Below are 21,128 nucleotides of genomic sequence, written 5' to 3'. Positions count from 1 at the left end.
CTCGGTCGCAGACGTGGCCTAGGCATAGCGGAGCTCCCGGTAGCCCGCGGTGAGGGCCGCCTCGGTGCCCGGCCAGACCGACGGGGCCGGGGCCGGCTCCGGCCCCGCTCCGATCAGCCACCGGTCCCCCAACCAGGTCATGCGTTGGCAGTCGGCGACCGCGGCGCGGGTGGTCCGCGCGACGGTGACGGTGAACTCGAGGTCCACGCACACCACGGCGAAGTCCGGACCATCCGTGCCCTTGATCAGTCCCATGACGGGGCGGACGACGACGCTCAGCTGCGCAGAGCCCACGCCGGACACCCCGGCCGCCGACAGCAGGTCGGCCATGGCGTGCACTCCGGTCCACGTCTGCGGCGTCGGTCCGCCCGGCGCGGCCCAGTCGGTGATGACCTGCCGCACGCCGTCGAGCGAGGCGGTTCCCATCGCCGTCACGTCGATGGCGGCGAGCTGGGCCAGCGCCCCCTCCGGCGTCCGTGGGAAGCCGGTCGGCACTCCGGCCGGCCCGGTCCCGGTCGGTCGCGGGAGCTCGATCACCTCAGGACCGCGGGTGGACAGCGGACCGGGCAGCGCCTGCTCCGGGCTCGCGGTCGGCATCGGCGCGGCGGCCACGACGTCCTGCTGCGAGCGTTCGATCGACGGTGGCGCAGGGCTCGCGGAGCGCTCTGCGCCGGCGTCCTCGTCGTCGGTCAGCGCTGCGACGACGGCGAGGACGGCTCCGGCCAGCACCGCCAGCGCGGCCAGCGCGCTCAGGACCGCGACGGCGAGCAGCCGGGCCGGTCCCCACTGCGACTCGTCGACGGGTCGTTGCATCCGGCGGCGCATCAGGTGCACCCGCTGCCGGTGATCGAGTCGAGGATGGTCAGGATCACCGTGTAGGTGATCGCCACCATGACCACGACGGCGACGCCCATGGCCCCGTACCGCGACGCGTGCGGGTGGGAGAAGATCCGCCCGAGCAGGATCGAGCCGAGCGACATCACCGCGCCGATGCCGATCAGCGCCAGCACGCCCCACTTCACCCAGGCGGTCACGTCGTCGGCGAAGGTCTGCATCCCCGGCGGCGCCTCTGGGCAGACCGCCGCGGTGACCTCCGCCGGCACCGCCGTCGCCGGCCCGGCACCCAGCACGACCAACTCGGCCAGGGCGAGCGCGACGGTCGCAGCAGCCCGCGCCGCCGTGGGCGCGGTCCTGTGACTGCCGCTCATCGAGCCTGCCCCGCTGAACCCGTGGGGGACTGCGCCGCCCGGCGCCGAGGGCGGAGCGGCGGGGCGGCGGGAAGCAGCAGCGCGGCCAGCGACCGGCCGGCAGCTGACACCGGCCTCGGCAGCGGGTCTGCGGTCAGCCCGGCGCTCTGCAGCCGCCGGTCGATCGGGACCCGGACCACCCGCCCCTGCGACCGCAACTGAGCCAGCCGGGGTCCGCAGCTGGCCTCCACCAGCCGGGGCCACCGCGCCGGCCCCACCGCGGCCACCACCGCCTCGCCGTCCACGGCGGCCAGCACGTGCTCGGTCTGGCGGACCGCGGGCACCGTCACCCGGGTGACGACGACCGTCGCGCCGCAGACGAGCGGACCGGGCGCATCGAGCAGCGCGGTGGTCAGGGACCAGCCCGCATCGACCAGCACCAGTCGATCCGCGCCGTCGGCATCCGGGAGCAGGGGGAACTCCGCGTCGGCCGGATCGTGAGCGAGACGGAAGACGGCGACGCGACCGCGACGACCACGTCGCCAGCCGTCACCGTCCGTGCCCAGTTCGACGGCCGAGGCTGCCGCCAGCCCGGACCGGACCGGCTTGGCGTAATCGGCCAGCTGCACCCGCCAGCTCTCCGCCAACCCCTCGGCGACCGCCAAGGCGACCGTGGACGCACCGGCCCCGGCGTGACCGGCCACGACCAGGACAGCAGAGCCGCCCGTGCACGCGCGCGCCCAGGGAAGACGACCGTGATCCGGCCGGCCGGCGGCCGCAGCACCGGGCATCCGCCCGGCGCCGGTGACGTCGACCTCGCTGCTGTCGTCGAAGATCCCGGCGCGGATCGCGGTGACGGCCGCTCGCATCGCCTGGACCGTCATCGGCCGCACCCCCAGGGGATCCCTGGGGGTGGCGACCGCCGTCGACACCGACGGCGGCGCTGTACCGCCGGGGCCGCGCGGTGATCGCCGATGTGGAGCTGTGGTCTGCATGCGCCGACCGTGCCGCCCCGACCTCCGGGGATCCTCCGGTCGGCCACGGCACCGTGGTCCCTCACCGACCTCAGGCATGGGGTGGGCATTGCAGGCGGTAGCAGACGCCTCGGCGCGCGCTACCGGAGGACTACCGGAGGTTCACAGGGGGTCCACCGGAGGGCGACCGGGCTACTTCACAGGGCAGTAACCCCGCCATCAGCGTCGGTGCGGTGTCGACGAGCGTGGTCGGGCGGTCGCCGGCGACGCCAAGCGCTCGAGGCCGCCCCGGTGACCAGCCGCAGGTCCTCTCGGGTGGTCCAGCGCCGCCGGTCGAGGACGTTGCGCTGCAAGAGGACGAAGAAGGACTCCATCGCGGCGTTGTCGCCGCAGGCGCCGACGCGGCCCATCGAGCCGATCAGGCCGTTGTTCTTGAGCGCGGTGACGAAGGCGTTCGAGCGGAACTGCCGCGATCGGAGTGCACGATCGTGCCGGCCGGTGCCCGCAGAGCGATGGCGCTGCGCAGCGCGGTCACGGCCAGTGACGAGGTCATCCGGGCGTCCATGGAGTAGCCGACGATCCGGCTGGAGTGCACGTCCTTGATCGCGCAGAGGTAGAGCTTGCCCTCGGCGGTGGGGTGCTCGGGTGATGTCGGTCAGCCAGACGGTGTTCGGGGCCGCTGGGGGTGAACTGGCGGTCGACTAAGGCGTCGTGCACCGGCGGGCCGACCTTGCGGCTCGGGCCCCGCGTCCTAGCGAACACCGACCAGATCCGCTGCTGGGCGGCAGCCGAATCAGCGCTCCGTCCAGTGCGAGCGTAACCCCGTCGCCCGCCGCCCGACTCGCGGACTGAGCTGCGCCGACGCACCCTTTCGACGTGCAGCTCCTCACCAGGCGCCGGCCGGTCGCCGCGGCAGGACCCGCAGCTGGCCGAGCAGCTGCGCCGGATTGCGCTGCACCAGGAGACCGCCGCGCTGCTCGAGCTGCGCGCCGCACGGGCCAGCACCCCGGCCGCCGAGGTCGAGCTGCTGCGCCGGCGCGCCGCCGAGCGCCGGGCGATCGCTCAGCGGTTGCGGCGGCAGCTGGCCGGCCGCGTTGCGGCGCGGGACGAGAACGCGGTGACCGGGGACGCACGGCCGTGAGCCGGCACGGCGGCCGCCGTGCCCACGGGGCGCTGCGCGCTACCGACCGGCGGGGGACCCGGAGAGCGGTGCGGCTCGGGCGGCGCCGTGGCGGGGGCGCCCTGTCGGCGGCGACGGTCGCCGCCGACCGTGGCCTGCTGTGGGTGGCGCTGGGCGCCGCCCTGACCGCTGCGCCCGGTCGCTGGCGGCGGGCGGGGCTGGCTGGGCTGGCCGCTACCGCGGCGACCGCGGCCGCGGGCCATCTGCTCAAGCCAGCGGTCCGCCGCAAACGGCCGCCGCGGTGGACCCGGATCGGCGCGCGCCGCGCCGGCCGCTCCCCGTCGACGTGGTCCTTCCCGTCCGGGCATGCGGCCAACGGGGCCGCCTTCACGACCGCCGCGGCTCTGCACGCCCCAGCCGTCGGAGCGGTTCTCGCGCCCGTGACGGCGCTCGTTGCCGGATCGCGACTGGCCACGGCGCGGCACCATCCGTCGGACGTGGCCGGCAGCGTGCTGCTCGGCGGGGCAATCGGCGCCACGGTCGGACTAGGAACGCGCCGGCGACCTGCCAGGTGAGCCGGCCCGACGGCGCCGAGGCCTCGGGCGGCCGGGCTCACTGTCCCAGCAGAACGGCGCCTACCTGCTCGTGGGCGACGCTGAGTGGAATGCGTTCCTGCTCGACGCGGCGGTCCCGGGTCCAGTCCGGTGCGATGAGCTGGTGGTACAGGGTGCGCTCGGCGCCGGTCAGGTGCCGCACCGGCCGGGCCGGGCGGGGCCCGAGCGGCTGCCGTACTGGTCGACGTTGGTGCCGAACCGCTCCCAGGCGGCGTACGCGGCCGGGTCCATCAGGATCGAGGTGGCGGGCACACCGGCGGCGCGGAACCCGTCGAGGATCTCCAGGCCGTCGACATACAGCGGGCGAAGTCGCTGGGCAGCGCGGCGACCAGGGAGATCAGCTCACCGAAGCCCTCGAGCAGGTAGTCCGCCGGCACCCGCGGTAGCTCGTCGCCGTCGAGGAGGCGGTCGCGTTCAGCGGACAGCCGGGCGATCTCGCTGTCCAGGATGCCCACGCGGGCGACCCGGTCGGGATTGACCGCGGTGTTGAACCGGCGGACGGCGTTGAGGATGGTCGCGATGCCGTGCTCGGACAGGCTGGCCCGCTCCCGGGTGAGGCCGGTGACCAGGGTGAGCGCGTCCTGGGCGTGGGAGGTCAGCGAGTAGACCTCGGTGCCGTCGTCGTCGGTGCTGCGGACCAGCCACTGGCCGCGCCTCCACCGCAGTCACAGGTCACGGCCGGAGCCGATGGGCAGGTCGCCGCCGGTGACCCCGGCCAGGCGCAGCTCGTCGAGGTAGGACTCGACCTGGTCGTGCAGCCGCGGCGCGGGAATGGCGCGCACGTCCCGGCCGAATGAGGTGCGGAAGATGGCGATGATGACCGGCGCCCGCCGCTGGTGCAGCATGGTCAGCGTGGGCTGCTCATACGCGCCCTGGACGCGGGCGAGCTCGCCGGCGGTGTCGCTCACTGTGCTCCCCGTTGCTCGCGGTCAGGACGTGCCGCCGCCCACCCCGTGACCGGGCTGCGACGGCGCCGAGGGCGACCGCGCTCGACCGGCCCCACGAGGCAATCAGCCGCTGACCCACCGACGCCCCGGACCTCTTGGGCGGATGCGAAGGGCGCAGGGCGACGAAACGGTGCAGCGCGAAGAGTTGCGGGTCACTCCCATCCGTCTTGTCCCGGAACGGCGCGGCTGAGGCCGACCACGATTGCAGCCCGGAGCCCGGGCGGCCGAGTAGGCGCCGGACGCGCGGAGGGGCCCGGCCGAATCGGCCGGGCCCCTCCGTCTGTCACTGCGCGCGTCGGCGCTGGGGGCAGGGCGTCATCGTGTGACCGACCGGTGGCCGCGGCCCTGCACGGCGACGTAGATGCCCAGCACGATGATCGCGCCGATGATCGACCCGATGATGCCGGAGGTGCCGAGCTCGAACCGGTGGGGTTCGAACAGCAGGCTGCCGAGCAGGTTGCCGACGACGGAGCCGACGATGCCGAGCACGATGGTCATGCCGACGCTCATGTGCTGCTTGCCGGGGATGACGGCGCGGGCGATGAAGCCGGCGATCGCGCCGATGACGATGAGAACGATGATGTTCCAGAGCAAGCTCACGGGGACCTCCGTGGTGTCGGCGTCCCGGACGCCGGGGCTGCGGCATCTCCGCGACCGCGCCAGGAACTTCCCGCCGTGATCATCGGTGAAACGCCGTTGGCCGACGGCCGCGGCGCGTCGTGACAACAGGCGTGATCGTGACGCGGCGCCGCCTGCCGGCGGGGCCGCGCCACGCGCCCGTGCGGGCTACTTGAAGACGTCCTTGACCTTCTCGCCGGCCTGCTTGAGGTTGCTGGTGGCCTGCTCGCCCTTGCCCTCGGCCTCAAGGTCGCGGTCGTCGGTGGCCCGGCCGACGGACTCCTTCGCCTTGCCGGCCAGCTCGTCGACCTTGTTGGCGGCCTTGTCCTCAGCGCTCATGCCGCGGCTGGTACCCGTTAGCGGGGCCGGCCTGCCCGGGCACCGCGAGCGGCGCCGGCGAGGAGTCAGCGGCGTCCGGTGCGGCGGGTGGCGTCCCGGACCTCGCCGACCAGCTCCTCGAGCACGTCCTCCAGCGCGACCACGCCGAGCAGGCGGCCGCCGTCACGGCTGCCGTCGACGACCTGGGCCAGGTGGGCGCCGGTGCGCTGCAGCAGCGCGAGCACCTCGTGCAGCGGAGTGCCGGCGGCGACCTGCGGTAGCGGGCGGATGGTGCCCCGGTCCAGCGGCCGGTCGCGGCGGGCGGTGGGGACGTTGAGCACGTCGGCCAGGTGCATGTAGCCGACCAGCCGGCCGTCGTCGGCGACCGGGAAGCGGGAGAAGCCGGTCTCGGCCACCTTCTGCTCGACCTGCGCGGCGGTGACGCCCGGCGGCACGGTGACCAGCCGCCCGGTGGGCAGCAGCACAGCGGCCGCGGTGCGCTCACCGAATGCGAGGGCGTCGACGACCAGGTCGTGCTCCTCCCGGCCGAGCAGCCCCTCCTGGCTGGCCTCGGCGACCAGGCCGGCGACCTGCTCGGCGGTGTAGGCGTGCCCGCCCTCGTCGACCGGCTCGACCTTGAACAGCCGCAGGACGGCGGTGGCGGCGGCGGTGAGGCCGACGATGACCGGGCGGAACAGCCGGATGAACCCGAGCAGCGGCGGGGCGAGCAGCATCGCCGCGCGCTCCGGACCGGCCAGCGCGATGTTCTTGGGCACCATCTCTCCGAGCATCATGTGCAGCACGCTGGTCAGCAGCAGTGCCAGGGCGAACGCGATCGGGTGCAGCACCGCGGCGGGCACGTGCACCGCCTCGAACCCCGGCTCGATCAGCGCGGCGACCGCCGGCTCGGCCACGGCGCCCAGGCCCAGGGAGCAGATGGTGATGCCGAACTGGCAGCCGGAGATCATCAGCGGCAGCCGCTGGCTGGCGCGCAGCGCCGAGCGGGCGCGGCGGGAGGTCTCGGCCAGGGCGGTGAGCTTGGTCTGGCGGGCGGCGAGCAGCGCGAACTCGGCGCCGACGAAGAAGCCGTTGCCGGCGATCAGCAGCACCGCCAGGGTCAGCGCGACCGGGGTGCTCATCGCTCGTCCTCCTCATCGGTGCGCGCGGGCGGTGGCACGAGGACGACGCGGTCGACGCGCAGGCCGTCCATCCGCTGCACCCGCACGCTGGCGCCGCGGGGCAGCTCGACGGTGTCGGCGACCCGGGGAATGCGGCCCAGGGACGCCTGGACCAGTCCGCCGAGGGTCTCGTAGTGGCCCTCGGGCACGTAGACCTCGGTCAGCGCGGTGACCTCGTCGGGGCGCAGCAGCCCGGACAGCAGCCAGGAGCCGTCCCGGCGGCGGCGGGCGGCGGTGTCGGCGGGCCGGTCGGACTCGTCGGCGACCTCGCCGACCAGCTCCTCGACCAGGTCCTCGAAGGTGACCACGCCGGCGGTGCCGCCGAACTCGTCGACGACGACGGCCATCTGCAGGCCCCGCTGCTGCAGCACGTCGAGCAGCGGGTCCAGCTCGAGTGAGGTCGGCACCTGCACCGGCGGCACCATCACCTCGGCGACCCGCGTGCCCACCCGCTCGGCGAGCGGGACGATGACGGCGTGCTTGACGTGCACCAGGCCGACGATGTCGTCGGGGCTGCCCGCGGTGACCGGGAAGCGGGAGTGCCCGGTCGCGCGGGCGGCGTCGAGAACCGCGGTGACCGGGTCGTTCGCGCCGACGAAGCGAACCTGCACCCGCGGGGTCATCACATCCGAGGCCCGCTTGTCGCCGAAGGACAGCGAGCGGACCAGCAGCTGCGCGGTCTCGGTGGCCAACGCGCCTCGGTCGGCGGACTGGCGCAGCACTAACGACAGCTCGTCGGGGGTGCGGGCGCTGCGCAGCTCCTCGGTGGGCTCCACGCCGACGGCGCGCAGCAGCCGGTTGGCCGAGCCGTTGAGCACGGCGACCAGCGGCCGGGCGGCGGCGGCGAAGCCGAGCTGGGCCGGCAGCACCGCAGTGGCGGTGGCGAACGGGCGGGCCAGCGCCAGGTTCTTGGGCACCAGCTCGCCGAGCACCATCTGCACCACCGAGGCCAGCAGCAGCCCGATCGCGACCGCGACCGGCTCGACCGCGCCCTCGGGCAGGCCGACCGCGGTCAGCGGGCCGTGCAGCAGGGTGGCGATCGACGGCTCGGCGACCAGGCCGATCGCCAGCGAGGTCACGGTGATGCCCAGCTGCGCCGCGGACAGCTGGGTGGACAGCCTGGACAGTGCACCGCGCAGCCGGACCGCCCGGGCAATCCCGGCCGCGACCGCGGCGTCCACCTCGGTGCGCTCGACGGTGACCAGCGCGGTCTCGGCGGCGACGAACACCGCGTTGCCGGCGATGAGCAGCACGGCCACGGCCAGCAGCAGCCACGCGGTCACCGGCGGCCTGGCCGGGGAGCGGAGCCGCGGCGGGCGGCGCGGTGGGGGTGAGCGGTCATACGAGGGGTGGATCCGTCCTTCTGCACGCCCGGCGGAGTGCCGGGGTGGTCGACGCCCGCGGCGGTCTGCCCGGGCCGCGTCCACGGTGCCACCCCGGCCGCCGACGGCAGTCGGGCGGGCGGTCTCCCAGCGCGGCCTGGCGCTCACCCGCGGCCGCCGGGCTCCTCCAACGCCAGGTGGGCGGGTGCACGTGCTCGATCCGACCGGTGACGAACCGGACCGCGATCAGCCGCTCCCCGGTGCGGGCCACCACAATCCCGGTGCTGCCCCGGGGAGCCGGTGCAGCACCGGGCCGACCGGATCGACGGCGACGACCCGCTCGCCGACGTCGAACTCCGGCGGCTCATCGAAGGTGGTCGCCGGCGGCCTGGGCCACGTCCACATCTGCGCCGGACTCGTGGCCACCGGCGATGCGCCTGCCGGTCGGCGATCGCCGGAAGCTCGGCGGCGGCGAGGACGGCGGGGCCTGCGGCGCGGCCGGCCACCACGACGGCCGGCGGGTCACCCTCACAGGTGCGGAGACGGTGCTGGCCGTTTCCGTGAGCAGCGGCCAGGGGCCCGATGAGCGCCTCCCTGGCCGTTAGCGAGCGACTTCTGACCGCTCGACGGGCGCGCCGTGGCACCGCCTGGCTTACACCGCTGGCCGGCTGCCCGTCCGGCGGCTGCTCGAGACGGCCCGGGCGGCACGATGGTCGGTATGACCACCGGCCCCGACGCTGCATCGGTGGACGACGCCGTCGCCGACCTCCCCTATCCAGGCGATCAGGACAGCGGAACCGAGTCCGCGTACGCCGTCCCGGCGCGGGTGCCCAGTCCCGGCCGGTCGAGCGAGCCGTCGGGTCGGGTGACCCGGTGGCTGCTGGCGCACCAGGTGCAGCCGGAGGGGCCGGCCGGTGCCGAGGGGCATTCGAAGGGCCACCCGTGGTGGCAGGTGCTCGCCCTGACCGGCGTGGATTACTTCTCCACGCTGTCCTACCTGCCGGCCATCGCGGCCCTGGTCGCCGGGGCGCTCTCCCCGCTGGCCACGCTGCTGATCGTGGCGCTCACCCTGTTCGGCGTGCTGCCGATGTACCGCCGGGTGGCGAAGGAGAGCCCGAGCGGGCAGGGGTCGGTGGCGATGCTGGAGCGGCTGCTGCCGTTCTGGAAGGGCAAGATCTTCGTGCTCGTCCTGCTGGGCTTCGTCGCCACCTCGTGGATCATCACGATCACGCTCTCGGCGGCTGACGCGTCGGTCCACGTGCTGGAGAACCCGTTCTTCCCCGATTTCCTCGACGGCCACGCCGTCGCGCTGACCGTCGGGCTGCTGCTGGTCCTGGGTGGAGTGTTCCTGCTCGGCTTCAGCGAGGCGGTGCTCGTTGCGATTCCGCTGGTCGGGGTCTTCCTGACCCTCAACGCGGTCGTCGTCGTGGTCGGCCTCCTCGACGTTCTCGCCGACCCCGACGCGCTGTCGGGCTGGACCGCCCGGCTCACCTCCGGTGGCGGTGGGCCCGGCGCCCTCATCGGTCCGGCCATCGCGGCCTTCCCGCTGCTGGTGCTGGGCCTGTCCGGGTTCGAGACCGGGGTGAGCATGATGCCGCTGGTCGCCGTCGAGGGCCGCACCGCCGAGGAGCGCCGCGCCGCCCGGGTCCGCAACACTCGCAAGCTGCTGACCGCCGCGGCGCTGATCATGAGCGTCTACCTGATCGCGACGAGCTTCATCACGACCGTGCTCATCCCGCCGGCGGAGTTTCAGGAGGGCGGCGCGGCCAACGGTCGCGCGCTGGCCTTCCTGGCGCATGAACGCATCGGCGAGAGCTTCGGCACCGTCTACGACATCAGCAGCGTGCTCATCCTGTGGTTCGCCGGCGCCTCGGCGATGGCCGGCCTGATCAACATCGTGCCCCGCTACCTGCCCGGCTACGGCATGGCGCCGGAGTGGGGCCGGGCTGTGCGCCCGGTCGTCCTCGTCTACACCACCGTCAGCATCCTGATCACCATTGTCTTCCGGGCCGACGTGAACGCCCAGGCCGGCGCCTACGCCACCGGGATCCTGGCCATGATGGTCTCCGGCGCGGTGGCGGTCACCATCTCGGCGATCCGCCGGCACCATCGTCCGTCCGCCCTCGGGTTCGGCGTGTTGACGCTGGTGCTGGGCTACGCGCTGGTCGCCAACGTGATCGAGAAGCCCGACGGCATCACCATCTCGGCGTTCTTCATCCTCGGCATCATCGCCATCTCGCTGATCTCCCGGGTCACCCGCACCACCGAACTGCGCGCGGACCACATCGACTTCGACGAGCACGCCCGCCGGTTCATCACCGACTCCCTCGCCCACGACGGGCAGCTGCACCTGGTGGCCAACCGCCGCCAGGCCGGGGACAAGGCCGAGTACGACGACAAGGAGAGCGCCCAGCGGGGCATGAACCCCGTGCCCGGCCCCGCCGACGTCCTGTTCCTCGAGATCGACGTGGTCGACCCGTCGGAGTTCAGCGGGGCGCTGTGCGTGCGAGGCGTGGAGATCGACGGCCACCGCATCCTGCGCGCCGACGCACCGGCCGCGCCGAACGCGATCGCGGCGATCCTGCTGGCCCTGCAGGAGGCCACCGGGGTGCGCCCGCACTGCTACTTCGAGTGGTCGGAGGGCAACCCGCTGGGGCACCTGTTCCGCTATCTGCTGCTCGGCCGCGGCGACACCCCGCCGGTCGTGCGGGAGATCATCCGCGAGGTCGAGCCCGACCCCGCTTGCCGTCCGGGCATCCACGTCGGCGGCTGACCGCAGCGTGATGCGCGTGAATCCGCGCGAGCCGGTGCGCCGCTTCGGCCCCACCGCCCGCCCGCACAAAGCCTCACGAGGGCGACGACCCACAGGACGAGGCCGGCGGTGGCTTCATCGGAGCCACTCGCGGCGCGTGATCTGCAGGGGTCTGCGATGCCGGCGCATCGGGCGGCCAACAGCACATACGGTGACCGCGCTGATGTGGGCCATGTCGACACTGGCCGCACCGGGTGACCGGCGACGGCGACCACGCGGCCAGTAGCGCCGCGCGGCCAGGTGCTCGCCGCTACGCTCCGCCGGGCAGGTCCGGCAGCGGCAGCGGATCTTGGCCGGCGGTCATCGCCGGCAGCTCATCGACTGCCGCGGCCAACCGGCGAGCCAGCTCGTCCCGCTCGAGGCGGGTCGCCGCCAGCTGCACACGCAGCCGGGCGATCTCGTCGGCGGCCTGCTCACGACCGGTCACGGTGTCTCCTCGTCGGCGTCGGCCAGCCACGGCAGCGGGCTGCGCCGCTTGGGGCCTGGCTGGACGGTTATGACCGCCGGGGAGCAGGTGAAGCCCTCATCGAGGCCGAGGGAGAACTGCACGTCCGGATGGACCCGTACCGTGGCCAGCCCGCCCTGGTCACCGGTTTGCGGGCTGACCCAGCTGGCGTGCAGCAGCTCTCGGACCGCTCCGTCGCGTAGCGAGCCGCGGTCGGGCACGACGGTGACGCTGGGCTTGCCGGTGCTGACCACCAGGCCGGCCGGGGCCAGCCGGACGCGCAGGGCGTCGGCCGCGGCGGTGACCTCCTCTGTGGTCACTGCGAGGGCCTCGGCGAGCAGGCCGACGGCGACCGCGGCCGGCGATCAGCAGCGCCCCGAGGCGCTGTTCCAGCGGGGTGCCGTCGGCCGGGTCCGGTGCGGGGTCGGCGTGCAGCAGCAGATCGGTGAGGTCGACGGCGGGCGCTGCGGCTCTTCCTCACGAGGCCCGGTCCAGAAGCTGCCGGCGGGCGCGGTTGATGGTCTCCGCGGTGCTCATGGGCAGATCCATCTCGTCCTCGCCGTCGTGGATGGCTACGATGCGCGCGACGTAAGTCTCGGCCTCGGCGCGGTTTCCCTCGTAGTAGGCGACCCACATCGCGTCGAGGAGCACCTTCTCGTCGTCCGGCGCGACAAGCAGGGCAGTCGCCGAGGCGGCGCGGGCCGCAGCCAGGTCCTCGTCAGTGAGAGCAGCGGTGACGACCTGGTGGGCGACGTCGCAGATGCCTGCGGTGAGCGTGAGATCCAGGCCGTCCAGCCACTCGTAGCCCGCGGGGCGCTGGGCGAACGGCGGGCCGGACACCAGCTCCAGTGCGGCCAGCAGATCGGGCAGACCGTCGTCCCCGCGGACCTCGGAGCGGGCGCGCAGCTGGCGGAACAGGTCCGCGTCGACGAGCACACCGGTCAACGTGTACCGGCCGCTCCTACCGGAGCTGAGGTGCTTGGTGCCGGTGACGGGGTCGGTGCCGAGCCAGGCGCGGACGCCGGCGGTCATCCGGTGCACGTAGGCGCGGGCGCTGACCGGGTCGGTCCTGCCGCCGCGGGCCGGCTGCAGGGCGGTGGCGGCCTCGTCGGCGGTGGCGCCGTGTGGGCGGGTGGCGAGGTAGGCGACCGTCTCCTCGTAGCGGCGGCGGTACCCGGACCTGGCGACGGCCTGCTCATCGCCGTGCGCGCGCAGGGTGACCGGTCCGAGCAGGGTCAGCCGCGGCCGGGTGCAGTCGGGATCCCACCAGTCGGCGAGGTCGCGATCGAGTTGCTCGAGGTCGTCCTCGATCCGGCTGCGGAGGTCGGCCGGCGCTGACCGCCGGGGGGCCTCGGCTGCATCGCTGATCGCCGATGTCGTCCCGGGATGTGGTTCGGTCGGCCCGGGCGGCGTCAGGTCGGGTGCCGTGGCCGTGGAGGGCTGGTGTCGGACCGGCCGGGGCGGAGAGGCGGAGGCCGGCGGCGTGATGCCCTCCGGAGGGGACACGGCGTCGCGGAGGGCGCCGGCGGCGTCGGTGTGGACCTGCCAGGGGCGGTCGCCGCTGGCGGCGGGGATGGGTTCGTCATCGGAGTCGCGTTCAAAGGCCAGCAACGTGGCGACGTCACGGGCCTGCTGGGCGGTCAGCTCGGGGGCCGGTAGCTGCAGCCCGAGTGCCGGGACGAGCAGCGACCCGTCGTCGGTGAGCGTGAGCAGCCACTCATCGGGAACCTGCGTCGGCTCGGCGCCGACCACCATCGCGAGTGCTGCACGCTGCCCGTGGGCCCGAAGGACGGCGGCCGCTTCGACCAGTTCGCCGTCCTGATCCGGCTGGTGCGGGGCGAGGACGACGAGGGGCATCCAGCCGTCCCCGGCTTCGGCCCGGAGCCGCCCGTCCAGCACGTCGTCGGTGTCGCGCTCGGCGGATTCGCGCAGCGTGGTGTGCAAGCCGGGGTCGGTGGCATCGACCGGGTGGATCCGGTTCGGTGCCAGGTCGACCAGTTCGGCGCCGAAGCCGACGGGAGTGACGGTGAGCAGGTCCGACCAGCTGTTGACGGCCAGTTCGGCGGCCAGGTGTCGGGTGAAGTCCTCTCGGCGGTCGGCCGGTCCGGTCACGTACGCGGTGCCGATGCGTTCGAGGTCCAGCAGCCAGCGTCGCTCGCCGTCGGCGCCGATGGTGACCAGCGTCGGGTACGGCGCCAGGCGTGCCTGGGCCACCTCGGGAGCGATGCCCGTGTCCTGGTCGAGCTGCAGGGACCACCACAGGCCGGTGTCGTCGGCGGTCCAGGGTCCGGGCGGGGGGCGGTCGGCGGGGGCGTGCAGCCGGAGATCGAGCCGGCGGCCGTCCAGTCGGGCGGCGGCGACATCGGGCAGCCGCCCGCCGGGCTCTTCGGAGGTCCGGACGGCGAGGCTGCGCAGCGCGCGGTCAAGCGCGGCGTAGTCGGCCGTGCCCGCGTCGGCCGCCGAGGTCACGACCGCCTGCGTGACGGAGAGTGAACTAGGCACGGTGGCCAGCCGTCGGCCGGGACGCCGACGGCGCAGCCGCTGGCGGCGGTGGGCCAGCCATGTCGCGCCGATGCCTGCGGCGAGCAGGGCGCCGCTGCCGGCGAGGACGGCCGCCAGCTCCGACGGGACCTGCTCCGCCTTCGTGTCGAGGGCGTCGGCTGCCGGTTGCTCCGGTTCCTCGGAGGGACGCGCTGATGTCGGCGACTCGGCCGGTCCCGGCGATGACTCGGCCGGTCCCGGCGATGACTCGGCCGGTCCCGGCGATGACTCGGCCGGTCCCGGCGATGACTCGGCCGGTCCCGGCGATGACTCGGCCGGTCCCGGCGATGACTCGGCCGGTCCCGGCGATGACTCGGCCGGTCCCGGCGATGACTCGGCCGGTCCCGGCGATGACTCGGCCGGTCCCGGCGATGACTCGGCCGGTCCCGGCGATGACTCGGCCGGTCCCGGCGATGACTCGGCCGGTCCCGGCGACAGGTCGGCCGGTCCCGGCGGCTGGCCTCCATCCGGCGGGGATGGCTGTGGCGCTTCGGCCGGTGGTTCTGCAGCGGCCGGCGGAAGCGGGTTGGAGGTTGCAGGGTCGTCGGGCGGGAGGTCGAGAACCTGCCCGGGGCGGATCAGATCGGGGTCGGTGAACCGGCCGCCGCCCGGCTGCGGCTCACCGGCGTTGAGGTCGAAGATCGGCTGCCAGCCGTCCAGGCTGTGCTGCTTGGCGATGCCGGCGAGGGTGTCGCCGGGGCGCACCGTCACCTCCGCAGCGGGTGGTCCAACCTCAGCAAGGGTGGCGTCGGGTGGGAGGAACAGCACCCAGCCGGGGCGGATCAGCCCCGGGTCGGTGAGAACGGCGCCGTTGGGCTGGGGCCGGCCGCGGTTGAGCTCGAGGATCTCCTCGAATCGTGCCCAGTCGCCCAGGTGCCGCGCGGCGATGCGGCCGAGGGTGTCACGAGCCTGCACCGTGTAGATGGGACCGGCTGCGGCCGGCGCGGCTGGCCGGGTGTCCGCTGCTGGGGCGGGGACCGGCGGCGGCTCCTCGTGGCCAACCGGCTGCTCGGCGACGACCGACGGGCCGGCCAGGGCCGGAGCGGCCAGCAGTGGTGCGCCACCGACGCCGACGGCGGTGGCCACCAGGAGGCCGGCCAGCCGCTGCGGGCCCGCCATGCCGGGCAGTCGCAGCGGCGGGAGGCCGCGCAGCTGGGTGGCGAGCTCGACGGCCACGGAGAGGGCGAAGACCCCCCACGCGGCCCAGCCGACCACGACGAGCAGGCCGAGGAAGAGCGCACCGGTGTCCGGTCCGCTCAGCGCGGCGGTGACCTGCGCCCAGGAGGGCGGCTCGTCGGGCAGGTAGGCGCCGCCGAGCCGCCACAGCGCAATCGGGACGCCAGCGACTGCGGTGGCCAGCACCACGGCGGCGAGCAGCCGGCGCAGCAGGTTGAGCTCCCGGGGTGGAGTCGTCACGGGCCCGCTCCCTCGTCTTGGCCGGTGGCGCTGATCAGGTCGGCGGTGCCGGAGCCCTCGACGGTCAGGGTGGAGATGCCGATCAAGCCGAGGAAGGTCGTGGGCTGGGTGATCATGGTGCTCACCTGCAGGGTGTCGCCGTCGACCACGGTCACCGAGCCTCGGACGCTGGTGCGGGTGAGGTAGTCCTGCGCCGCGGCGACCGCGGCGGCCGGGTCGACTCGCACCTGCCCGGCGAGGGCGGCGGAGACGTCGAGCGCCTGGCCACCGGCGCGGGCGGCCTCGTCGGCGATGGCGTTGGCGCGTTGGGTGGCGGCCACCTTGGCGCCGCCGTCGACGGCCAGCCCCATGATCAGCAGCAGGCCGGGGACGAGGACGGCGAGAAACGTGCTGATCGCGCCGCGCTCGGGGTCCGCCCGCGGATGGCGGTGTCGGGCGGTCATCGTTCGCGGTAGGCGTCGACGGGGCTGGTGAAGACCGCCTCGACGGTCACCGCCCCGGGCAGGCCGGGGGCCAGCAGGTCGGCCATGCCGACGACGCAGGTGATGGTGACGGTGACGTCGCCGGGCACACCGGGCGGCGCGGAGAAGCCGGTGGTGTCGACGTCGACGGTGGTGCGCTGGCAGCGCAGGTCCTGGGCGGCCAGGGTGCGCTCGGCCTGCGCGCCGGCCAGCGCGGCTGCGGTGCCGGCGTCACGCGCGAGGGAGGCCTCCCGGGCGGCGGCGCGGGCGGCCTCCTCGACGGCGCCCTCGGCGATCTGGGTGCGGCCGGCGAGGACGGCGAAGGACACCAGCAGCAGCAGCGCCGGAGCCAGCAGCGCCAGCTCCACCGACACCGACCCCCGCTCCCCTCCCCCGGCGGTCACGGGGCGGGCCGTTCGACCGGGCCCACGGCGGTCTGGGTGACCGACCACCCCGACAGGCCGGGGAACAGACTGAGCGAGGTGCCGGTCACGGTCACCGTGACGCTGGCCGCCGAGCCGGTCACCGTGACGTCCCGAGCGGTGAGCAAGTCGACGGCGGTCTGGTCGAGGAAGCCCTCGGCGGCCGTCGAGGCGCGGGCGGTTGAGGCCGGCTGCACCCGCCCCTCCCGGGCCCCTTCCTGGGCGGCGCCGAGCGCGACCGAGCGCGCGTAGAACCACAGCGCCGTCTGAATCAGCGTCATGACCAGCAGCAGCACCACGGGGAAGGTGACCGCCAGCTCGACCGACGCCGCGCCGCGGTCCCCCGACAGCCGCCTGCCCGCCCCGACGTCGGGCCGGCTGCCCTGGGCACGGCCGGACCGGGACGGCCGTGTGCGGCCGCGGGGGCGCGCAGACCCGGTCACCGTGCGGCTACTGGATCTGGGAGGAGCGGGAGGTGACGGCGTTGGCGATCACCGCGACCAGGGCGACGGCGATGCCGATCAGGGCCACCGTGATGATCACCTGCTCCACCGACAGGGAGCCGCGCTCCGGTGCGGCGCGCACCGCGCGGAGCCGGTCGCGCAGCGCTGCTGCCAGGGCGGTCAGGAGGCTGATCAGTGGCGTCATGGGCTGTCCTTCTCGGTCGGGGCATGAGGTCAGGTGGCGGATCAGGTGGCCAGCAGCCGGGCCAGGGCGGGATAGAGGAACAGCAGCAAGAACGCGATCGACAGCAGCGCCACCGGAGCGGTGAGCTTCTCGCTGGCGGTGTTGGCCGCCGCCTCCTCCTCGGCCAGCAGCTGCACCCGCAGCGAGGAGGCGCGGGCCCGCAGCGTCGGGGCGATCGACGCGCCCTCGGTGGCGGCGACCACCGCGATGTCGGCGACGTCGGCCAGCTCGGCGACGCCGGTGTCTGCGGCCAGCCAGCGCAGCCCGTCCCATGGCGGGTCACCGGCCAGCCGCGCCGCGATGAGCGCGTCGGTGATCCGCCGGAACACCCAGCCCTCCCCCAGCGCGGCGGCCCGCTCCAGGGCGATGGTGGGACCCTCGCTGGCGTCGCGGCGCAGGCTGATCAGGTCCAGATAGGAGCACAGCGCCCGGCGCATCTGCGAACGCGCTTCGGCGGCCTGATCGCGCACGACCAGGTCGACGACGAGGAACAGCACCCCGGCCAGCGCCAGCGACCCGGCCACCGGGACCACGACCGGGAGCCGGACGCCGGTCGCGCCCAGCACGGCGGTGAGCAGCGGCACGAACACCGCGCCGAAGGCGGCCAGGCCGAGCTTGCGGGCGGCGTAGCCCTCCGGTGTCCAACCGATCAACGTCAACGCCTGGGCCGGTGCCCGCAGCCCGGCGGCGGGCAGCCGGGCCGCGGCCCATGCTCCTACTCGGCCCACTGCCCGCGCCCACCGGTCACCCGGCTGCGGCAGGACCATGGTCGGCGCGGCGGCCGCCCGCCCGTCCAGGCGGGCGAGTGCGTCGGCCAGCTGCGGCTGCTCGACGACCACGACAGCGCGCAGCAGCAGGAAGACGCCGAGCCCGACGAGGGCGCCGGAGCCGATCAGCGCCGCCTGGATGCCGCTCACGGCACCGGCACCCCCGCCGGCTCGGCCTCGGTGCGGCGGGTGCGGTCGGGGTCGACCAGAAAGCGGACCGACGGCGCGGGGGCGGTGAGCCGGCGCATCCACAGCAGGCAGCCGACGATCAGCGCGGCGATCGCGGCCAGCACCAGCTGGCCGAGCACGGTGCCGTAGGGCGCCAGGTAGTCCCCGTTGAGCGCGGCCAATCCGGACGCGGCCACGGTGATCAGCAGCAGCCAGCGGGCGTTGGCGCGCGGCTTGGCGCGGTCGGCCTCGACCTTGCGGCGCATGGTGACCTCCTCGGTGAGGCTGCCCGCCAGCTCGGTCAGCACGCGGGCCAGCCCCGGCCCGCGCAGCTCCGCGCCGAGCAGCAGCGCGGCGACCACCAGGTCCCCGGCGGCGTCGTCGAGGTCGTCGGCGAAGGCCAGCAGCGCCCGCGACGTCGGCCAGCGGGCCTGCAGCCGGGCGGCCAGCGTCGCCACCTCGGCTCCGATCGGCTCGGGTGCGGTGCGCGCCGAGCGGATCAGCGTCTGCTCCAGCCCTCCCCCGGCGGCGAGCACGTCGGAGCAGCGGCGCACCCACTCCTGCAGCGCCTCCAGCCGCTCCACCGCAGTGTTGCCGCCGGCGAACTGCGCCAGCAGCCACGGCACACCGACCACCGCTCCCCCGGCCAGCACGCCGCCGACCGGCCACCCCGACGCCAGCCACACACCGGCCGCCACTACGACGGCGGCGCCCCACAGCACCCTCCGGCGCCGCGCTCCGCGCGGATCGCCCTGCGCCACGGCACGTCGCCGACGGCGCGGCGGCCCAGCCGGCGCATCCGGGCCGGTGAGCGCGTGGGCGGCCAGCAACAGGCCGCCCACCACCAGGACCCCGCACACGCCGGCCAGCAGCACCAGGCCGCTCACCGCCGACCTCCCGCCGTGCCGGCCCAGGGCCCGCGCGCGGGCCGCAGCCAGTCGGGGTCGAAGCCCACCCGCACGTAGTCGGCCAGGTCCACCGGATCGTGCTCGGCCACCGCCCGTCCGTCCGGGCCCGGGGTGAACACCTCGGTGAGCGCCGGGCGCCCGCCCTCCCCGACGCCGTTGCACTCCACGACCTGGCTGACGAACCGCTGGCGCTGCCCGCCGATCCACCGCTCGTCGACGGTGCTGATGTGCACGACCAGGTCGATCGCCGACGCGCACGACCGGTAGGCGTGCTCCGGGGTCACCCCAGGGCGGCCGCGCATGCACAGGTTGGCCAGCCGCTCGAAGGCGTGGAAGGCCGAGCGGGCGTGCAGCGTGCAGGCCGACCCGCCCTCACCGGCCTCCATCACCTCGATCAGCGGCCAGGCCTCCTCGCCCCGGACCTCACCGAGCCAGACCCGGCTGACGTTCATCACCAGCGCGTGCTCCACCAGCTCGGTGAGGGTCACCTCGCCGAGGCGGCGGCCGTCCGGGCCGCGCTCGCCGGTGCCCTCCCGCGCCTCGAACGACACCACCCGGGGATGCCGGTCGGGCAGCTCGTGCAGCAGCAGCTCGAGGTGCTTCTCGATGGTGGCGAGGTTCTCGCCGACGGGGAAGCTCGTTGGCCAGCGCCCGCAGCAGCAGCGTCTTGCCGGCGCCCTGTCCCCCGGTGACCACGATGTTCTTGCGCGCCCGCACCGCCGCCCGCAGGAACTCCGCCAGCGGCCGGTCGATCGCCGCCAACCCGATCAGGTCGTCGAGGTCGACGTTGCGGATCCGGTGCCGGCGGATCACCAGCTGCGGCCGCGGCACGGTCTCGATCACCGCCGCCAGCCGGGACCCGTCCGGCAGCCGCATGGTCAGCAGCGGACTGGCGGTGGTCAGCGTCCGCTCGGCGCGCCCCAGCCGGGCGGCGATGTGCTGCAGCTGACGCACCAGATCCTCGTCGGAGTCGGCGATCGGGCCGACCCGGACATCGCGCCCATCGGCGTAGCCGATCCACACGTTGTCGTGCCCGTGCGCCTCGATGTTCTCCACCTGCGGGTGATCGATGTAGGGCTGCAGCCGGCCGAGCCCGAACTGCGCGGCGAACACCGCCTCAGCGATCGCGGATTCTTCGGCCGCCGTGGGTACCGCCTGCCCGGTCCGCATCCGCTCTCGGACCAGCTCGTCGATGCCGTCCTGGATGAGCGTGCGGGCCAGCTCCTGCTGCGCCACGGTCGTCAGGGTCGGGCGGCGCTTGAGCTCTCCGGCCAGCGCCGTCGCCGTCGTCTCGTGCAGCCGGCGCACCAACGCCCAGTCCAGGGAGCCGGGTGGCGCGTCGAGCCCTCGGAAGCTGCGCCCGGCGGTGCGGCTCCCGGTCATGGGGTCAGCGACCACGGCCGCCACCGACGGTCATCGCCGACGCGGACGAGGGCAACGGCACTGAAATCGATGGCGGCGGCGTCAGCCGGTCCTCGTGCGCGGCGGCGAGGTCGGCCAGCCGGACCGCCACCGACCGGGCGGCACGCAGCAGGGCCGACTGTGCAAACAGCCGGCCGGCCGGTGCGCCGTCGCTGAGCACCGCCGCCGCCTTGGCGTCCCGCGGCAGCACCCCGACGACCGGCACGCCCAGCGCCTCGCCGATCTCCCGCTCGCCGTAGGGCTCCCCCGGCCCCACGACGAGCGCGGCCAGCGCTCCAGCCCCTGGCCCCGTCCCCTCGTCGCGGAGTTCGGCGACCGCCTGGGCCGCCGCGCGCACCGCCCTCAGCGTCGACCCGGTCACCACGATCACGGCGGCCGCCCGCCGCAGCACGGCGGCCGGGAAGTGCTCGGCCCGCAGCCGTCCGCAGTCCGCCAGCACGTCGACCGCGCCGTCCTCCACCGACGCCAGCGCAGCGGCCAGCCGGTCCCAGTCCACGTGGCGGGCCATGGCCGCCTCGGACAGGCCGGGCAGCAGCCGCGCCCGGCCGGTGGTGTCCAGCTGCACGAGATGGGCGTCCAGCTGCCCGGCCAGCCCACCGCGCCGCGCCGCCAGCTCCAGCTCCGCCAGCCCGCCGGCGGACAACCGTGCCCGTCCGTAGCCGGCCAGCACGTCGCCACCGGCCGGATCCAGCTCGGCCAGCACCGCGGCGCGCGGCCAGGACAGCGCCAGCGCCAACCCGCCGGTGGTCACGCCGGGCGCACCCTTGGCCGAGCACAGGGCGATCAACACGGCGGCCGCCC

Annotated in this window: 23 protein-coding genes and 2 pseudogenes; 3 read left to right on the top strand and 22 right to left on the bottom strand. The window is 74.8% G+C overall.

From position 1 onward, the window contains the following. Positions 1–18: 18 nt before the first annotated feature. The 4 genes and pseudogenes from ACWIZO_RS10065 to ACWIZO_RS10050 form a co-directional block, all read right to left on the bottom strand. Entirely contained in the window at positions 19–813 is a 795-nt protein-coding gene (locus ACWIZO_RS10065; protein WP_448642330.1) for a hypothetical protein, read from the bottom strand. An 11-nt stretch (positions 814–824) separates the two neighbouring features. Then, positions 825–1,208 (bottom strand): hypothetical protein, encoded by a 384-nt coding sequence (locus ACWIZO_RS10060; RefSeq protein ID WP_448642329.1) that lies wholly within the window; start codon positions 1,206–1,208, stop codon positions 825–827. Beyond that, a complete protein-coding gene (locus tag ACWIZO_RS10055; protein WP_448642328.1) occupies positions 1,205–2,182 on the bottom strand; it encodes a hypothetical protein in 978 nt (325 codons plus the stop codon). The genes ACWIZO_RS10060 and ACWIZO_RS10055 overlap by 4 nt, the downstream gene beginning before the upstream one ends. A gap of 236 nt (positions 2,183–2,418) precedes the next feature. Continuing rightward, a pseudogene (locus ACWIZO_RS10050) lies at positions 2,419–2,944 on the bottom strand (IS3 family transposase); the annotation flags it as partial. Between the two features lie 93 nt (positions 2,945–3,037). Here ACWIZO_RS10050 and ACWIZO_RS10045 point away from each other — a divergent pair. Further along, complete coding sequence (locus ACWIZO_RS10045; RefSeq protein ID WP_448642327.1) at positions 3,038–3,856, top strand: phosphatase PAP2 family protein; 819 nt, start codon at positions 3,038–3,040, stop codon at positions 3,854–3,856. Positions 3,857–3,893: 37 nt separating this feature from the next. On the opposite strand, the gene ACWIZO_RS10040 is transcribed toward ACWIZO_RS10045, so the two are convergent. From ACWIZO_RS10040 to ACWIZO_RS10010, 7 genes and pseudogenes are all read right to left on the bottom strand, one after another. Then, the gene (locus tag ACWIZO_RS10040; protein WP_448642326.1) at positions 3,894–4,037 is read right to left on the bottom strand and encodes a Wadjet anti-phage system protein JetD domain-containing protein; all 144 of its coding nucleotides are present in this window, start codon (positions 4,035–4,037) and stop codon (positions 3,894–3,896) included. A gap of 88 nt (positions 4,038–4,125) precedes the next feature. Continuing rightward, a pseudogene (locus ACWIZO_RS10035) lies at positions 4,126–4,803 on the bottom strand (DUF3375 family protein). A gap of 354 nt (positions 4,804–5,157) precedes the next feature. Then, positions 5,158–5,442 (bottom strand): GlsB/YeaQ/YmgE family stress response membrane protein, encoded by a 285-nt coding sequence (locus ACWIZO_RS10030; RefSeq protein WP_448642325.1) that lies wholly within the window; start codon positions 5,440–5,442, stop codon positions 5,158–5,160. 186 nt (positions 5,443–5,628) lie between these two features. After that, entirely contained in the window at positions 5,629–5,799 is a 171-nt protein-coding gene (locus ACWIZO_RS10025; RefSeq protein ID WP_448642324.1) for a CsbD family protein, read from the bottom strand. 65 nt (positions 5,800–5,864) lie between these two features. Beyond that, complete coding sequence (locus ACWIZO_RS10020) at positions 5,865–6,917, bottom strand: hemolysin family protein (protein WP_448642323.1); 1,053 nt, start codon at positions 6,915–6,917, stop codon at positions 5,865–5,867. Next, positions 6,914–8,239 (bottom strand): hemolysin family protein, encoded by a 1,326-nt coding sequence (locus tag ACWIZO_RS10015; protein WP_448642322.1) that lies wholly within the window; start codon positions 8,237–8,239, stop codon positions 6,914–6,916. Before ACWIZO_RS10015 ends, ACWIZO_RS10020 begins: the two co-directional genes overlap by 4 nt. 285 nt (positions 8,240–8,524) lie before the next feature. Next, positions 8,525–8,704, bottom strand: coding sequence for a hypothetical protein (locus tag ACWIZO_RS10010; protein WP_448642321.1), 180 nt, complete (start codon positions 8,702–8,704; stop codon positions 8,525–8,527). A gap of 292 nt (positions 8,705–8,996) precedes the next feature. Between ACWIZO_RS10010 and ACWIZO_RS10005 the strand changes: the two genes are divergently transcribed. Further along, positions 8,997–11,051, top strand: a complete 2,055-nt coding sequence (locus ACWIZO_RS10005) for a hypothetical protein (protein ID WP_448642320.1) — start codon at positions 8,997–8,999, stop codon at positions 11,049–11,051. Between the two features lie 289 nt (positions 11,052–11,340). On the opposite strand, the gene ACWIZO_RS10000 is transcribed toward ACWIZO_RS10005, so the two are convergent. Next, positions 11,341–11,517, bottom strand: a complete 177-nt coding sequence (locus ACWIZO_RS10000; protein WP_448642319.1) for a hypothetical protein — start codon at positions 11,515–11,517, stop codon at positions 11,341–11,343. Then, the gene (locus tag ACWIZO_RS09995) at positions 11,514–11,855 is read right to left on the bottom strand and encodes a hypothetical protein (RefSeq protein WP_448642318.1); all 342 of its coding nucleotides are present in this window, start codon (positions 11,853–11,855) and stop codon (positions 11,514–11,516) included. The genes ACWIZO_RS10000 and ACWIZO_RS09995 overlap by 4 nt, the downstream gene beginning before the upstream one ends. 2,241 nt (positions 11,856–14,096) lie before the next feature. On the opposite strand from ACWIZO_RS09995, the gene ACWIZO_RS09990 reads away from it, so the two are divergent. Then, positions 14,097–14,672: a hypothetical protein gene (locus ACWIZO_RS09990; protein ID WP_448642934.1), complete on the top strand. Its 576-nt coding sequence runs from the start codon at positions 14,097–14,099 to the stop codon at positions 14,670–14,672. An 816-nt stretch (positions 14,673–15,488) separates the two neighbouring features. On the opposite strand, the gene ACWIZO_RS09985 is transcribed toward ACWIZO_RS09990, so the two are convergent. The 9 genes from ACWIZO_RS09985 to ACWIZO_RS09945 are packed head-to-tail and all read right to left on the bottom strand — an operon-like array spanning position 15,489 to position 21,117. Next, positions 15,489–15,935 carry a pilus assembly protein TadG-related protein gene (locus ACWIZO_RS09985; protein ID WP_448642317.1) on the bottom strand — a complete coding sequence of 149 codons (447 nt, stop codon included), beginning with the start codon at positions 15,933–15,935 and terminating at the stop codon, positions 15,489–15,491. Continuing rightward, positions 15,932–16,357: a TadE/TadG family type IV pilus assembly protein gene (locus tag ACWIZO_RS09980; RefSeq protein ID WP_448642316.1), complete on the bottom strand. Its 426-nt coding sequence runs from the start codon at positions 16,355–16,357 to the stop codon at positions 15,932–15,934. The genes ACWIZO_RS09985 and ACWIZO_RS09980 overlap by 4 nt, the downstream gene beginning before the upstream one ends. Beyond that, positions 16,354–16,818, bottom strand: coding sequence for a TadE/TadG family type IV pilus assembly protein (locus ACWIZO_RS09975; RefSeq protein ID WP_448642315.1), 465 nt, complete (start codon positions 16,816–16,818; stop codon positions 16,354–16,356). The genes ACWIZO_RS09980 and ACWIZO_RS09975 overlap by 4 nt, the downstream gene beginning before the upstream one ends. 7 nt (positions 16,819–16,825) lie before the next feature. Then, positions 16,826–17,023, bottom strand: a complete 198-nt coding sequence (locus tag ACWIZO_RS09970; protein ID WP_448642314.1) for a hypothetical protein — start codon at positions 17,021–17,023, stop codon at positions 16,826–16,828. 41 nt (positions 17,024–17,064) lie between these two features. Further along, a complete protein-coding gene (locus tag ACWIZO_RS09965) occupies positions 17,065–17,979 on the bottom strand; it encodes a type II secretion system F family protein (protein ID WP_448642313.1) in 915 nt (304 codons plus the stop codon). Continuing rightward, entirely contained in the window at positions 17,976–18,884 is a 909-nt protein-coding gene (locus ACWIZO_RS09960; protein ID WP_448642312.1) for a type II secretion system F family protein, read from the bottom strand. The genes ACWIZO_RS09965 and ACWIZO_RS09960 overlap by 4 nt, the downstream gene beginning before the upstream one ends. Further along, positions 18,881–19,393, bottom strand: a complete 513-nt coding sequence (locus ACWIZO_RS09955; RefSeq protein ID WP_448642311.1) for an ATPase, T2SS/T4P/T4SS family — start codon at positions 19,391–19,393, stop codon at positions 18,881–18,883. Before ACWIZO_RS09955 ends, ACWIZO_RS09960 begins: the two co-directional genes overlap by 4 nt. Further along, the gene (locus tag ACWIZO_RS09950) at positions 19,329–20,303 is read right to left on the bottom strand and encodes an ATPase, T2SS/T4P/T4SS family (RefSeq protein ID WP_448642310.1); all 975 of its coding nucleotides are present in this window, start codon (positions 20,301–20,303) and stop codon (positions 19,329–19,331) included. Before ACWIZO_RS09950 ends, ACWIZO_RS09955 begins: the two co-directional genes overlap by 65 nt. Next, positions 20,293–21,117 (bottom strand): hypothetical protein, encoded by an 825-nt coding sequence (locus tag ACWIZO_RS09945; RefSeq protein WP_448642309.1) that lies wholly within the window; start codon positions 21,115–21,117, stop codon positions 20,293–20,295. Before ACWIZO_RS09945 ends, ACWIZO_RS09950 begins: the two co-directional genes overlap by 11 nt. Positions 21,118–21,128 lie beyond the last annotated feature (11 nt).

This window comes from Geodermatophilus sp. URMC 63, assembly GCF_053502565.1.
The sequence above is the reverse complement of the archived record's forward strand: the minus strand, read 5'-3'. Positions and strand labels throughout refer to the sequence as shown.